Here is a 13,554-nt window from a genome sequence, read left to right as displayed (position 1 = left end):
ATCCTGAAGACCTTCTAGATCAAACTCGCGAAAGAATCTTTATCGCCGCGGCATCCTGCATTTTATCATTTTTCTTTCCCCTCATGCGCGACTGCTTCATGATGGAACAACCTGCCGATTGACAATCTCCTTTACGTTTACGTAAAAGGAATTACTTGTCCCGAGAGGCAAGGCTGCACTTCTGATGAGGAGGATCATATGTACAGCGCCCCGGTGGAGGAGATTGCCTTCACGTTGAACCATGTTGCCGGTCTTTCCGCGGCCCTGGAGGAGGGGCGCTTCGGCGACCTCAGCGGCGATCTGGTGGCGGCAATCCTTGAGGAGGCCGGACGCTTCGCCTCGAGCGAGATCGCGCCGCTCGGCGAGAGGGGCGACCGCGAAGGCGCGAAACTCGAAGACGGCGAGGTGACGACGCCGAAGGGCTGGCCCGACCTTTATCGTCGCTGGCGCGAAGGCGGCTGGAACGGACTGACCGCGCCGGAGGCTTATGGCGGCCAGAACCTGCCGCATATGCTCAATGTCGCAGCGCTCGAAATGTGGAACTCAGCCTCAATGGCCTTCGCGCTGGCCCCGACACTGACGATGGGCGCGATCGAGGCGCTCGCAGCCCACGGCTCGGATGAACTCAAAGAAGTCTTTCTGGAAAAGATGGTGTCCGGCGAATGGACCGGCACGATGAACCTCACGGAACCGCATGCCGGCTCCGATCTCGGCGTGCTGAAGACCCGCGCCGAGCCGCGCGACGATGGCACCTATCGCATCTTCGGCCAGAAGATTTTCATCACCTGGGGCGAGCATGATGCCGCCGACAACATCATCCATCTGGTCCTCGCCCGTTTGGCGGACGCACCGGCCGGCACACGTGGCATCTCGCTGTTTCTGGTGCCGAAATTCCTGGTCAACGAGGATGGATCACTCGGTGAGCGCAACGACGTTCTCTGCCACTCGATCGAACACAAGCTCGGCATTCACGGCTCTCCCACCTGCACGATGATTTTCGGTGACGGCCGGTTCGGCGAGGAATGGGGTGCTGTCGGTTATCTCGTCGGCGAGGAAAACAAAGGTCTCGCCTGCATGTTCACGATGATGAACAACGCACGCCTCGCCGTCGGCATCCAGGGTGTCGCGATTGCCGAAGCCGCGACCCAGAAGGCCATCGCCTTCGCCAAGGAACGCACGCAGGGCAAGGCGCCGAACTGGTCGGGAAACGATAAAAGCACCGTCCAGAACGGGGGCCAGAACGGGGGAATGAGCCCGATCGTCGAGCATCCGGATGTCGCCCAGATGCTTTTGACCATGAAGGCACTGACCCAAGGCGCACGAGCCATTTGTTATGCCTGCGCCCATGCCACCGACATGTCCCATCATCATGAGGGTGAAGAGGCCAAACATTGGGCAGAGCGTGCGGCCCTGCTGACCCCGATCGCCAAATCCTTCTCCACCGATATCGGCGTCGATGTCGCCTCGCTTGGCATTCAGGTCCATGGAGGAATGGGCTTCATCGAAGAGACCGGTGCGGCGCGTTATCTGCGCGATGCCCGCATCGCCCCGATCTATGAAGGCACAAACGGCATTCAGGCGATCGACCTCGTCACCCGCAAGCTGCCGCTTTCCGGCGGCGATCAGGTGAAGGGGTTGCTTGCCGAGTTGAAGCAGGTGGCCGAAGAGATCGCCGTCCGCAACGATCCCGATTTCGGCGAAACCGGTGACCGGCTGCGCGCCGCAATCGCTGCTCTGGAGGCTGCAACCGCCTGGCTGCTGGTGGCGCAGGCGGATGGCCGTACGGCCGATGCTCTGGCAGGAGCGACGCCCTATCAGCGCCTCTTCGGCCTCGTCCTGACCGGCGTCTATCTCGCCAGGGGCGGGCTGGTCGCAGCCGATAACGGCGAGGGGAGCGGCCGCGTCAACCTCTGCCGCTTCATGGCGGAAAACCTGCTCGCCGAAACCTCGGCGCTCAAGGATCGCGTCATCGCAGGCTCCGCCAGCCTTGCCGCCGCCCGCAGCCTGCTGGATTGAGGAAGATATCTTGACCGAACATATCATCGTCGATCGTACCGATGCCTATCCCGGCGTGCTGGTCATCCGTTTCAACCGGCCGGAAAAGAAGAACGCCATCACCGCCGCCATGTATCAGCGCATGACGGCCGCGCTTGAAGAGGCCAATGCCGATGACGAGGTGAAGGCCGTCGTGTTTCTTGGCACCGAAGGCTGCTTTTCCGCCGGCAACGACATGGGCGATTTCGTCGGTTACGCGATGTCGGGCACCACGGAGCCGCCGGCCGGCGCCCTGTTCATCAAGGCGCTGGCACTGGCCGAAAAGCCGCTCGTCTCCGGCGTCGACGGGCTGGCGATCGGTATCGGCACGACACTCAACCTCCATTGCGACCTGACGGTCGCTTCTGGCCGCAGCCTGTTCAGGACGCCCTTCGTCGATTTGGCGCTTGTCCCGGAAGCTGCATCGAGCCTGCTTGCGCCGAGGATCATCGGCCATCAACGCGCCTTCGCGCTTCTGGTGGCCGGCGAAGGCTTTTCCGCCGAGGCAGCACTCGAAGCCGGCATGATCTGGAAGGTTGTCGCTCCGAATGCGGTGGAGATGGAGGCGCTGGCAATCGGTGCCGAACTTGCCAAGAAACCGCCCCAGGCGCTGCAGATCGCCCGCGATCTCGTTCGCGGCCCGCGCGATGAGGTGTTGGCGCGGATCGATGACGAACTCGTCCATTTTTCCGCTCGTCTGAAAAGCGCCGAGGCGCGGGCCGCCTTCGAAGCCTTCCTTCGTCGTTAGAAGAATAGGGGCAGCCTGCCGATGCGACTGTGAGGTCGGCACCGGCAGGCCTTGCCTGCGGGCGGGCGGGCAGTCTCGGTTGTTTACGGCTGCGGTTCCAATGCCTGTTCCAGGGCGGTGCCGACCGGGTTGATATCGCCGACGAAGCGGATCAGGTCCGCCATGGTGAAATGCCCGGCCTTGGCGCTCGGCAATTCCGGCTTCCAGTCGGACCGCTGCCAGAGGAAGGAATCGTGATCGCCATGCACCATGCCGAGAAAGGTTTCGGCGACGATGGTCGAGGCCATCGGGCCGAGGCGTTCGCCCTTGTGGTAATGCTCCGCCTCTTTCAGCGCATAATACCAGAGCGGCGTTTCCTCATGCAGCCCGTGTTTCTTGGCGGCCTTGCCGTCAGGCCCGGTCGCAACCTGCGCCGGTTTCAGCGGCGTGAGGCCCATCGCCCGACAGACAGCCTGGCCGGACGGAAGCCCGATCTGCACGCCGCGGCGCAGGTTACGGAAGGCGAGGTTGAATTCCCGCACCAGCTGCGGCGGTGCCTCGGGTATCAGCCCCGGCAGCGTATGTAGCGCCGGTGTCAGCAATGGGTCGAGACGGCGGCTGTGGTTGAGTGCGAAGTTGCCGCCGGCCGGCGTGCCGAGATCGAAATAACGCCGCCAGTCGATCACCCAGTTGGAGGGCAGCGTGTTCTGCGCCGCAGGAGGCGGGGCAGGCGGCACGGGCGCGAATTCGCCGGTGATCGATCCTGACTTGCCGGTGAAGAAGAACAGAAGCCCCAGCGTGCCATTGGCGATCGAATCCGCCGTCGGGTTGAATACCTGGTTATGGCTGTAGGTCTGCCGCACCATCGAATGCCCGAGCCGGTAACAGGCAGCGGCAAATTCCGCTGGCATGTAGGGCCGCTGCTTGAACCGGTAGAAACGCCGGCCCTGATGCTTGATCTTCTGGATGAGGCCCGGCTCGGTCAGCCGTTCGACGAAATCGAACAGCACGATCCACTGGTAGTGCCAGGTGACGATCCGCCTTGTTTCCTTGAAAAGCGCGTCGTCGCTGAGGCCGGGATTTGCGGCGACCACCCTGTCGAATACCTTGTTGTGGAACTTCAACATCAGAAGATGCATCTGCGCCACCAAAAGGTTCTCGTCATTGCGCTCGTCGAAGATCAGCGCATGTCCGACCTGGTTGCGCGGCAGGTCGTTGGGCAGTGTCGGGATGGAGCGGCCATTCTGGTCGGGTGATTGCGCCGCATGTCCGATCAGCATCTTGCCGATGATCTTCGGCTTGGCGGGATCGCGCTGGTAGAGATAGGGATGGATGCCCGGCCCGTCGCCATAAAGCGAATCGAGGTCGAGCGCCGGTGTGCGGAAATTCACCGTCGCCAGCGGATCGGCCTTCTGCTGGTCGAGCGGCGTCGTGTCCAGCGTGATGTCGTGGTCGATGAATTGGCCGAGATAGGTATAGCCCGCCGGGATGTTCATGTTGTCGCCCGCGGGATCGGGATTGCCCGCCGCATCGAGCCTGTCCAGCATCGCTGCCGCCAGTTCCGCAAGCGCATCATCGCTGGCCGAAAGCGGCAGAAGATTTGGAAACATCACCCCGAATTTGCCGGGATCGCCTATGCCGTCGAAGGAATGCAGCGTCTCCGGTTTCATCCCGCGCACGCCATGCCCATGCATCGCTACGTCTGTCATGATTTCCCCTCCCGTCGCAGCAAAGCAAGTCATTTGCTTCCACAGGCTGCGAGGCGGCGAAATATGCTCTCGTCCTAATGTTCGGTAAATTGGAGGGAATTCAAAAGTGCCGAAAGCAATACCGGAAGGTGTATCTTCGCGGCACTTCAGAATGAGCCTGCCCCGAACTGGGGCGAGGTTTGCGTCAGATTAACGCGAAAGCAGCGCCACGGCTTCCACATGCGTCGACCAGAGGAACTGGTCGATCGGCGTCACCGACTTGATGCGATAGCCCGCATCGACGAGAATTTTGAGGTCTCGCGCAAGTGTTGCAGGGTTGCAGGAAACGGCCACGACCGTCTTGATCCCGGAGCGGACAAGCTCCTTCACCTGAACTTCGGCGCCGGCGCGCGGTGGGTCGAAGACGGCCGCATCATAGACCTTCAGTTCCTGCGCCATCATCGGACGACGGAAGAGGTCGCGCTTTTCCACCGTGACCGGTTTCAGCCCCTGCGTGTTGCGCGCCGCAAGATCGAGCGCCTTGATCGACTTGTCCTCGCCCTCGACCGCATGCACTTTCGCCTTGCGGGCTATCCTGAGCGAAAACGTACCCGAGCCGGCAAACAGGTCGATCACCCGCTTGGCCTTGCCGAGATGGTTCATCACCAGTTCCGCCATCGCCTCTTCCGCGGGCTTGGTCGCCTGGGTGAAGGCTCCGGGCGGCGGCGACACGTTGACACCGCCGAAATCGATGATCGGCTTCGTCGGTTCGAGAATGATCTCGCCATTCACCGAAACCCGCGCAATGCCTTTCAGCGAAAGCACGGCTTCGGTCACGGCACGACGCTGTTTGTCGTCGAGCTTTTTCAGTCCATCAGCCGCCAGATCAAGCCCGGATAGCGTCTCGAGCACCGTCAGGTGGAAGCTCTCGGACCCTTGAGCAAGCGCTGCTGCCACTGTGCGGATCGCGGGAAGCCTCGCCACGATACCGGGCGAGGTGATGGGACATTCTTCGATTGATACGATGTGGTTGGTCTCGGCGCGATTGAAGCCGAGAAGCAGCTCCTTCTCTGTGCGGCGCACGGAAAATACGGCGCGGCGTCGCTCGCCGGGATGGCACGCAATGGTCTCCCCGACTTCCGGTGTCAGCCCGCGCGCCTTCAGCGCATCAATGACCAATTCACGCTTGAAAGCGTTATAGGCCGGTGCCGCCAGATGCTGCAGCGAACAGCCGCCGCAATTGTCCCGGTCGGGATTGAAATGCCGACAGATCGGCTCGATCCGGTCCGGGGACGGATTGGAGGTCGACATGACGGTACCGTAATCGCCGTTGCGGGCGATTGCCAACGTTTCGCCGGGCAGCGCGTAAGGCACATAAACCGGCCCGTATTCACTTTCGGCAACGCCATGGCCCTGTGCGCCGAGCTTTTCGATCGTGACGGTGACCGTACTCATGATGGCTTCCTTCCGCCAAGCAGGAATTCGACATTGCCGTCGCCGCCAGCGATCGGCGAGGGGATCATCCCGAGACTTTCCCACTCCATCTCTTCGACGAGCCAGCGCTGCAGTTCCGCCGCAACATCCGGCGCAGTCTCCGGCTGTTTCAGCATGCCGCCCTTGCCGACATTTTCGCGGCCCGCTTCGAACTGCGGCTTGACCAGCAGCACGCAATGGCTGCCCGGTTCCGCCAGTTCGAGCGCCGGCGGCAGGGCAAGCTTCAGCGAGATGAACGAGACGTCGGAAACGATGAAATCGACCGGCTCGTCATCGATGTCGTCCGCCGTCATCTCGCGGGCATTCAGGCCCTCGATATTGGTGACGCGCTCATCGCTGAGCAGCCGCTCATGCATCTGGTCATGGCCGACATCCACGGCGATGACGTGGGCGGCACCGCGCTCCAGCAGAACCTGGGTAAATCCACCCGTCGACGCGCCGACATCGAGGCAGGTCAGGCCTTCCGGATCGAGGCCGAAATGGTCGAGCGCCGCAATCAGTTTCAGCGCCGCGCGCGAGACATAGGTGCTGGCCGGATCATCGACGACGATCTCGGCCTCCGACGAGACGGACTGCGCGGGCTTGGTCACGACCTTGCCATCGACCTTCACGGTGCCGCGCGCAATCGCGTCGCGCGCCCGCGAGCGGCTGTCGAAAAGGTTGAGCGAGACCAGCAGCTGGTCGAGACGGACGGATGAGGAGTGTTGGTTCATGCGGCTCTCTTGGCGGTTTCCGTGTCGCAAGGCAAGCAATTCCAGCAAAAGCAGGTATCAGTTCCGCCTCCGGATTGGAGCAAAAGCGAAACAGACAGGCGATGGCGCCGTGCCCCAGCAATAGGCAGAGAATCCCGAAATCGGCCATAAGTCGGAGATCTGTAAAATGAGTATGAGTTCTTCAAGCGGCCGGTAGTGATTTTTCGCTAGGAACGAGCCAGCGGCATTGGTGATGATTGTGTCGCGGAGACACCCATGGGAATTCAACGCGAAGTCAGGATCGATCTGTTACGCGGCATAACGCTGCTGCTGATTTTTATTGGCCACGCCGAATTCACCTTTTCCGCCACGTTCCAGCATTCGCGCGGCTTTGCCGATGCGTCGGAGCTATTCGTGCTGCTCGCCGGCATGTCTTCGGCGCTTGCCTATTATCGCCCGAATGCCGGTCTCTCTCTGTCGCGCCCCTGGCGCCGTGCATGGCGCATCTATCTCGCATACCTGCTGCTTTTCCTGATCATGGCGGCATTCGCGTCGCTGCTGGCGATCGAATATGCCCATACCAGCGCGGTCAGTGATATGGCCGGCTTTCTCAACGAGCCGGTCCGGCGTGGGGTACAGGCCGCGCTACTGGCGTACATGCCCGGAGATCTGGACATTTTGCCGATGTATATCGTGCTCATGCTATGGGTTCCGGTCGTCTTCTTGCTTCACGATCGTTCCCCGACACTGCTGATAGGCCTTTCGACGCTCATTTGGATCGTCGCGGGTCGTGGGCACGTCAACTTTGCGAACCCGGCGCTGGAAAGCGGGCATTGGTACTTCGATCCGCTTTCCTGGCAGCTGATCTTCACAATCGGCGTCGTGCTCGGTATCCGCATCAAGACCGGTCGTGATCCCTTGCCCTATGACCGCAAGGCGTTCTTCCTTGCGGCAGGCTTCGCCATCATCGCCATCCCGGTAAACCTTGCCTATTTCCTGGCATGGTTTCAGCCGCCTTATCCCGGTTTCTACAAGGAACTGATTTCGAAAACCAACAGTGGGCCGTTGCGCATCGCCGACGCGCTGGCCATCCTCTATCTCGCCTGGAACATGGATTTTGTGAAAAAGGCAACAGGATGGGTATGGCTGCGGCACGTTTCGATGATCGGTCGCCACAGCCTGCCGATCTTTTCGATAGGTATCGTTCTTTCTACCTCGGCAAGCGTCTATATGGGCCTGCACCCGCAGGCGTCGCTTGGCGCCCAGATGATTATCCTTGTTGCGGGCTGCGCCGCACATCTGGCGCTTGGCTGGTTTCTCGAAAGGAAAAGGCTGCGCGCTTCTTCCGACCGCCTGCAGCTTGGCAGAGCTAATCCGGCTTGACCGGAATACCGGCCGATTTATCGTTATCTGCTCGGTATGATTTGAGGCGACGCAAGTGATTGTGAGTTGAAGCAACCACCGGCCAGGCGCAAAGCTGTTTGTTAAGGCATCGGGAAAGCCAGCCATGCGCCGTCATGCCAAGGGCCTTGATCGATATAACTTTGTGACGATCACGCTCCATTGGCTGGTCGCCCTGCTGATCTTCGGGTTGATCGTGCTTGGTTTCGCGATGACGCGCCGTTCCGTCGATCCGGCTTTGCAGTTCTCATTGTTTCAGTGGCACAAGTCTTTCGGCATGCTGGCTCTGCTTGTGTCTCTGGTGCGGCTTGCCTACTCATTGTTTGGTCCCCGACCGAAACCGGTCGCCGAGATGAGCGCTCTCGAACATGGGGCCGCGCGCGGAATGCATCATCTGCTGCTTTTGCTGGCGCTTGCTGTGCCGCTCGCAGGCTGGATGATAGCCTCTGTGTCTACGCTGGAGATACCGACATTTGCTTTTGATCTCGTCGTCATCCCGCATCTGCCGGTGGCAAAATCCGATGCCGCCGAAGCCTGGTGGACGACGGCGCATGCCGTGCTCGCCTATCTTGTCCTCGCACTGGTGGCGCTGCATGCCAGCGCTGCGCTTTACCACCATTATATAAGGCGCGATGCCGTTCTGATCCGCATGCTCGGCCTTCGCGGCCATCGATAAGGCAAGGATTCGTCAGGGAGGTGACGTGTCATGATCCGAGGGACATCAATTCTAACCGCAATAGTTCTCTATTCGTCATCGGCGCAACTTGCTCCGGCGGCGCCAGGCGTCCCAAATCTCACCGAAGCGGCGGGGCGTTACACCATCACCGGCTCATCCGATATCCGCTTTCAGGTCGATCAGGTCGGCGGTGGCGGTATCAAGGGAAGCTTTCGCAGGTTCTCCGGCAATTTCAATCTGAAGGCAGGCGACTTGAGCAATGCGGTGGTGAATTTCGAACTGGAGCCGCAAAGTGTCAGCACCGGCCAGGCAAGGGTCGATACCTTCCTGCGTTCGAGTGCCGTGTTCGATACCGAAAATTACGACAGCATTACCTTTCGTTCCAATCGTGTCGAGCAAACCGGTCCGGATAGCGCCCATATCACCGGCACGCTAACTGCCAAAGGGCATAGTGCAGCGGAAAGTTTCGATGTCAGGTTGACGTCGTGGAACGGCCGCATGATCGGATTTACCGTCAGCGGCCGGATACTGCGGTCGCATTACGCCATGGATGTCGGCACGCCGATCTATTCCAACGTGGTGGAATTCGACATGCTGGTAGAAGGTCAGCGAAACTGAGGCGTGGCTTATCCCGCAGCGCCCACGCCGATCACAGTCTTGCCGAGCGCGCCGAACACGGTCCTGACGATGCCGGCGCGGTCGAGGCCGGCCTTGGCATACATCACGTCCGGGCTTGCCTGTTCCATCCAGATATCCGGAAGAACCATAGAGCGGACCTTCAGCCCGTGGTCGAGCAGGCCTTCAGAGCTCATGAACTGCAGCACATGGCTGCCGAAACCGCCGACGGCGCCTTCCTCGATGGTGATCAGCACCTCGTGGTGGCGGGCAAGCTGGCGGATCAGCTCATAGTCGAGCGGCTTGGCGAAACGCGCATCCGCAACCGTCGTCGAAAGCCCGGCGGCCTCAAGATCTTCGGCAGCAAGCAGACAGTCCTTCAACCGCGTGCCGAAGGATAAAAGCGCAACCTTGGAGCCTTCCTTGACGATGCGGCCCTTGCCGATCTCAAGGATCTCACCGCGCTCCGGCAGTTCGACGCCGACGCCTTCGCCGCGCGGATAACGGAACGAGATCGGGCCATCGTCATAGGCGACGGCGGTGCGCACCATGTGTTTCAGTTCCGCCTCGTCGGCGGCGGCCATGACAACCATGTTCGGCAGCGTGGCGAGGAATGTCGTGTCGAACGAACCGGCATGTGTCGGCCCGTCGGCACCGACGAAACCGGCGCGGTCGATCGGGAAGCGCACCGGCAGACCCTGGATCGCAACGTCATGCACGACCTGGTCGTAACCGCGCTGCAAGAAGGTGGAATAGATGGCGCAGAACGGCTTGAAGCCTTCGGTCGCAAGACCGGCCGCAAAGGTCACCGCATGCTGTTCGGCAATGCCGACATCGAAGGTGCGCGACGGATAGGCCTGTTGCAGCTTGCTGAGACCCGTACCGTCCGGCATCGCCGCGGTAATACCAACGATCTTGTCGTCGAAGCCTGCCTCCTGTACCAGAGCGTCACCGAAGACGCTCGTATAGGAGGGGGCATTCGGCTTGGCTTTCGCCTGCGCACCGGTGATGACGTCGAACTTGTTGACGCCGTGATATTTGTCGGCCGCAGCTTCCGCCGGCGGATAACCCTTGCCCTTCTGGGTGACGACATGGATCAGCACCGGGCCATGGGCATTGTCGCGCACATTGCGCAGGACCGGCAGGAGATGGTCGAAGGAATGACCATCGATCGGGCCGATATGGTAGAAGCCGAGTTCCTCGAACATCGTACCGCCGGTCACGTAACCGCGTGCATGTTCGACGGCACGGGTGATCGCGCGGTCGACGGAACGGCCGAGATAGCCGGTCAGCTTCTTGCCCATTTCGCGCACGCCCATATAGGCGCGGCCGGAGGCAAGGCGCGCCAGATAGGCGCTCATCGCGCCGGTCGGCGGGGCAATCGACATGTCGTTGTCGTTGAGAATGACGATCAGCCGGGCATCCAGCGCGCCGGCATTGTTCAGCGCTTCAAACGCCATGCCGGCCGACATCGAGCCGTCGCCGATGATCGAGATCACGTTGCGCTTCTTGCCCGCAAGCTCCGAGCCGACCGCCATGCCGAGACCGGCCGAAATCGAGGTGGAGGAATGCGCGGCGCCAAAGGGATCGTATTCGCTTTCCGCCCGGCGGGTGAAGCCGGAAAGACCGTCTTCCTGGCGCAGCGTGCGGATCCGGTCGCGGCGGCCGGTCAGGATCTTGTGCGGATAACACTGGTGGCCGACATCGAAGATCAGCCGGTCGTCGGGCGTGTTGAAAACCTTGTGGATGGCGATCGTCAGTTCGACCACACCAAGTCCGGCACCCAGGTGACCACCCGTTTTCGAGACCGCATCGATCATCTCGTCGCGCACTTCACGGGCAAGCTTGGGCAGGTCGCGGTCATCGACTTTCTTCAGATCTGCGGGGAGCTTGACGGTGTCGAGCAGCGGCGTCGCGGGCAGGGAAGTCACGGAAGCTGGCTTTCTCTTCTTGTTTTCTTGGAAGTCGTTTCGTCCCAAAAGATGAGCAGAAAACGGCTTTTTTCAAGTTTTACGAACATCCGGTTCTAATCGATTTTAGCTGCCGGGCAAGCGGAAAGCCTATGGCGAGGGCAAAGGAACGAACTCTTCCTCGTCGCCCGGAACGATGTCGAAACGGCCCGTTCGCCACTCTTCCTTGGCTTTTTCGATCCGTTCCTTCGAGGAGGAGACGAAGTTCCACCAGATGTAACGCTTCGAATTGAGCGCGGCACCGCCGAACAGCATGACATGACAGCCGAGCGGCCCGGCCCGAAGCGTGATCTCGTCGCCGGCGCGAAACACCAGCAGCTGATCGGCTGCGAACCGGTCACCGGCGATCTCCAGCTCGCCAGCGAGGATGTAAAGCGCGCGCTCCTCATGGCCCGCGCCGAAGGGAAAGCTCTTGCCCGGTTCGAGCCGCAGGTCGACATAAAGCGTGTCGGTAAAGGTCGAAACCGGCGAGGCAAGCCCCTCGAATGCGCCGATTACCACGCGCCCATGCGCGCCGTCCCATTCTATTTCGGGCATCACTTCCCGGCCGGTATGGGCAAAGGCGGGGTCGATTTCTTCCTTGTTGTCCGGCAGCGCCAGCCATGTCTGCAGCCCGGACATCGACAGCGGATGCCCGCGCAGGTTCTCCGGCGTCCGCTCCGAATGCGTAATGCCGCGTCCAGCCGTCATCAGGTTGATGTCGCCGGGCTTGATCACCAGTTCGGTGCCCAGACTGTCGCGATGCTTGATCTCGCCGTCGAACAGATAAGTGACGGTCGAAAGCCCGATATGCGGATGCGGCTTCACATCCAGCGCCTCGTCGGGCTTGAGGATGGCCGGTCCCATGCGGTCGAAGAAGATGAACGGCCCTACCAGCCGCCGCTGCCGGCTCGGCAATGCGCGCCTCACCGAAAATCCGCCGATATCGGAAGAACGCGGAATGATCAGGTTCTCGATCGCATCACAAGCAAAGGCATCGCCGGGGGCGGGGTCTGTTCCAGGGAAAAAGGACATCCAGCAATCTCCGTCTTTCGGTTCATCCTAGCGCGTTCGCCCCCGGGTGGACAACCACGAGGCAACAGGGGCGGGCAGCTGCTCCGCCAAGCTCAATATGGGGGTGGGTCTTGCGAATACAGGTCCATCTGCTCATCGCCTTCGGATGGCGGAAATATTTCGGCGACGAAAGTCTCCGGATCGGAGGTGAACTCCTTCATCAGCGAGAAATGGTCGGTCTCGCGGAAATCGATTTCCGACAGCCCGTCCTTCGTCATCCGCAAAAGCCGTGCGCCGGGATAGGCCATGATCAGCGGTGAATGGGTGGCGATGATGAACTGCGCTTCGCCTGCATGTTCCGCCTCGCGCAATATCCTCATCAATTCGATCTGGCGTCTGGGAGAAAGTGCAGATTCCGGTTCGTCGAGGATGAAGATACCGCGTCGCCGGCAGCGTTCGTGGAAAAAACGCAGGAACCCTTCGCCATGGGAATAGGAAAGAAAGTCCGGCCCCATCTCGTTGCTCTCTCTGGCGGCCTGATCGAGATAACGGGCGACGGAGAAGAACGTCTCTGCCTTGAAGAACCACCCTGCAGAAACTTTCGGCAGCCATCCGCCGATTAGGCATTTGGACAGGATGCCGCCGGGCGTTTCGATCGCCATCGAGTGATCGACGGGACGGTAACCACTGCCGCCGCCGGCATCATCGAATCCGGCAAGCACGGCAATGCCCTCCAGAAGGGTGGATTTGCCGATGCCGTTTTCCCCCACGATGATCGTAATCGGGTGGTCGAACCGAAGGGAGAAATCCCCGCCCTGCAAAAGCGGCAGGGAATAGGGATAGGCTTCGAAGTCCGTCCAAGTGCTTTTTATGGAAATGCTGCGCAGGTAAGGCGGTTTGGCCCGGACTTTCGGCTTTTTGCTCATGGCATACCTGTCTTGCGGCATCTGGTGGCGGAGCACGCATGCAGTTATCGGGGAGCGCCTTCCAGCGTTACCGCTGAGCCTTATTCCCCGTCGAGCGGCTCGACGCCCTGCACCTTTCCGGCGCGGTCGAGGCGGATCTTCTCGATCCGGTTTTCGGCCGCGTTGAGCAGCTTCTCGCAATGTTTCTTCAGCGCTTCGCCGCGCTCATAAATGGCGATGGACTCGTCCAGCGCCACGTCGCCGCGTTCCAGCCGCGCAACGATGCTTTCGAGTTCGGCAACAGCCTTTTCGAAGGAATAGCCGCTTACATCGATCGTATCGGTGGTTTCGGTCATGTC

At 60.8% G+C, this 13,554-nt stretch carries 12 protein-coding genes; 5 read left to right on the top strand and 7 right to left on the bottom strand.

Annotated elements, in window-relative coordinates; all coding sequences use genetic code 11:
* The first annotated feature begins 198 nt into the window (after window positions 1-198).
* Window positions 199-2,016 carry an acyl-CoA dehydrogenase family protein gene (locus GGE33_RS10755; protein ID WP_183823029.1) on the top strand — a complete coding sequence of 606 codons (1,818 nt, stop codon included), beginning with the start codon at window positions 199-201 and terminating at the stop codon, window positions 2,014-2,016.
* Between the two features lie 10 nt (window positions 2,017-2,026).
* Window positions 2,027-2,782 carry a crotonase/enoyl-CoA hydratase family protein gene (locus tag GGE33_RS10750; protein WP_183823027.1) on the top strand — a complete coding sequence of 252 codons (756 nt, stop codon included), beginning with the start codon at window positions 2,027-2,029 and terminating at the stop codon, window positions 2,780-2,782.
* An 83-nt stretch (window positions 2,783-2,865) separates the two neighbouring features.
* Here the strand turns inward: GGE33_RS10750 and GGE33_RS10745 are convergent, their stop codons facing one another.
* The 3 genes from GGE33_RS10745 to GGE33_RS10735 all read right to left on the bottom strand — a co-directional run bounded on the left by GGE33_RS10745 (window position 2,866) and on the right by GGE33_RS10735 (window position 6,656).
* Complete coding sequence (locus tag GGE33_RS10745) at window positions 2,866-4,470, bottom strand: peroxidase family protein (RefSeq protein ID WP_183823026.1); 1,605 nt, start codon at window positions 4,468-4,470, stop codon at window positions 2,866-2,868.
* 189 nt (window positions 4,471-4,659) lie between these two features.
* The gene (locus tag GGE33_RS10740; RefSeq protein WP_183823023.1) at window positions 4,660-5,904 is read right to left on the bottom strand and encodes a class I SAM-dependent RNA methyltransferase; all 1,245 of its coding nucleotides are present in this window, start codon (window positions 5,902-5,904) and stop codon (window positions 4,660-4,662) included.
* A complete protein-coding gene (locus tag GGE33_RS10735) occupies window positions 5,901-6,656 on the bottom strand; it encodes a TlyA family RNA methyltransferase (RefSeq protein ID WP_183823021.1) in 756 nt (251 codons plus the stop codon). The genes GGE33_RS10740 and GGE33_RS10735 overlap by 4 nt, the downstream gene beginning before the upstream one ends.
* 255 nt (window positions 6,657-6,911) lie before the next feature.
* Between GGE33_RS10735 and GGE33_RS10730 the strand changes: the two genes are divergently transcribed.
* The 3 genes from GGE33_RS10730 to GGE33_RS10720 all read left to right on the top strand — a co-directional run bounded on the left by GGE33_RS10730 (window position 6,912) and on the right by GGE33_RS10720 (window position 9,330).
* Complete coding sequence (locus GGE33_RS10730; RefSeq protein ID WP_183823019.1) at window positions 6,912-8,018, top strand: OpgC family protein; 1,107 nt, start codon at window positions 6,912-6,914, stop codon at window positions 8,016-8,018.
* Window positions 8,019-8,142: 124 nt separating this feature from the next.
* Window positions 8,143-8,712, top strand: a complete 570-nt coding sequence (locus GGE33_RS10725) for a cytochrome b (RefSeq protein WP_183823017.1) — start codon at window positions 8,143-8,145, stop codon at window positions 8,710-8,712.
* A 30-nt stretch (window positions 8,713-8,742) separates the two neighbouring features.
* On the top strand, window positions 8,743-9,330 hold the full coding sequence (locus tag GGE33_RS10720; RefSeq protein WP_183823015.1) for a YceI family protein: 588 nt from the start codon (window positions 8,743-8,745) through the stop codon (window positions 9,328-9,330).
* Window positions 9,331-9,338: 8 nt separating this feature from the next.
* Here GGE33_RS10720 and dxs read toward each other — a convergent pair whose 3' ends face one another.
* From dxs to GGE33_RS10700, 4 genes are all read right to left on the bottom strand, one after another.
* Window positions 9,339-11,258: a 1-deoxy-D-xylulose-5-phosphate synthase gene (gene dxs, locus GGE33_RS10715; RefSeq protein ID WP_183823013.1), complete on the bottom strand. Its 1,920-nt coding sequence runs from the start codon at window positions 11,256-11,258 to the stop codon at window positions 9,339-9,341.
* A gap of 129 nt (window positions 11,259-11,387) precedes the next feature.
* Complete coding sequence (locus tag GGE33_RS10710) at window positions 11,388-12,311, bottom strand: pirin family protein (RefSeq protein WP_183823011.1); 924 nt, start codon at window positions 12,309-12,311, stop codon at window positions 11,388-11,390.
* 92 nt (window positions 12,312-12,403) lie between these two features.
* Window positions 12,404-13,216, bottom strand: a complete 813-nt coding sequence (locus GGE33_RS10705; protein WP_183823009.1) for an AAA family ATPase — start codon at window positions 13,214-13,216, stop codon at window positions 12,404-12,406.
* A gap of 80 nt (window positions 13,217-13,296) precedes the next feature.
* Window positions 13,297-13,551, bottom strand: coding sequence for an exodeoxyribonuclease VII small subunit (locus tag GGE33_RS10700; RefSeq protein ID WP_148142839.1), 255 nt, complete (start codon window positions 13,549-13,551; stop codon window positions 13,297-13,299).
* Between the last annotated feature and the right edge of the window lie 3 nt (window positions 13,552-13,554).

It is taken from the genome of Aliirhizobium cellulosilyticum (assembly GCF_014198105.1).
GTDB classification, from domain to species: domain Bacteria; phylum Pseudomonadota; class Alphaproteobacteria; order Rhizobiales; family Rhizobiaceae; genus Neorhizobium; species Neorhizobium cellulosilyticum.
Note: the sequence above shows the minus strand (reverse complement) of the source record. Positions and strands in the feature narration are given on the sequence as shown.

Bases quoted from the DNA above. Each gene is read 5' to 3' on its own strand.
- GGE33_RS10725 (WP_183823017.1), top strand. From the start codon at position 8,143: ATGCGCCGTCATGCCAAGGGCCTTGATCGATATAACTTTGTGACGATC.
- GGE33_RS10705 (WP_183823009.1), bottom strand. From the start codon at position 13,216: ATGAGCAAAAAGCCGAAAGTCCGGGCCAAACCGCCTTACCTGCGCAGC.
- GGE33_RS10740 (WP_183823023.1), bottom strand. From the start codon at position 5,904: ATGAGTACGGTCACCGTCACGATCGAAAAGCTCGGCGCACAGGGCCAT.
- GGE33_RS10745 (WP_183823026.1), bottom strand. From the start codon at position 4,470: ATGACAGACGTAGCGATGCATGGGCATGGCGTGCGCGGGATGAAACCG.
- GGE33_RS10735 (WP_183823021.1), bottom strand. From the start codon at position 6,656: ATGAACCAACACTCCTCATCCGTCCGTCTCGACCAGCTGCTGGTCTCG.
- GGE33_RS10700 (WP_148142839.1), bottom strand. From the start codon at position 13,551: ATGACCGAAACCACCGATACGATCGATGTAAGCGGCTATTCCTTCGAA.
- GGE33_RS10755 (WP_183823029.1), top strand. From the start codon at position 199: ATGTACAGCGCCCCGGTGGAGGAGATTGCCTTCACGTTGAACCATGTT.
- GGE33_RS10720 (WP_183823015.1), top strand. From the start codon at position 8,743: ATGATCCGAGGGACATCAATTCTAACCGCAATAGTTCTCTATTCGTCA.
- GGE33_RS10710 (WP_183823011.1), bottom strand. From the start codon at position 12,311: ATGTCCTTTTTCCCTGGAACAGACCCCGCCCCCGGCGATGCCTTTGCT.
- GGE33_RS10730 (WP_183823019.1), top strand. From the start codon at position 6,912: ATGGGAATTCAACGCGAAGTCAGGATCGATCTGTTACGCGGCATAACG.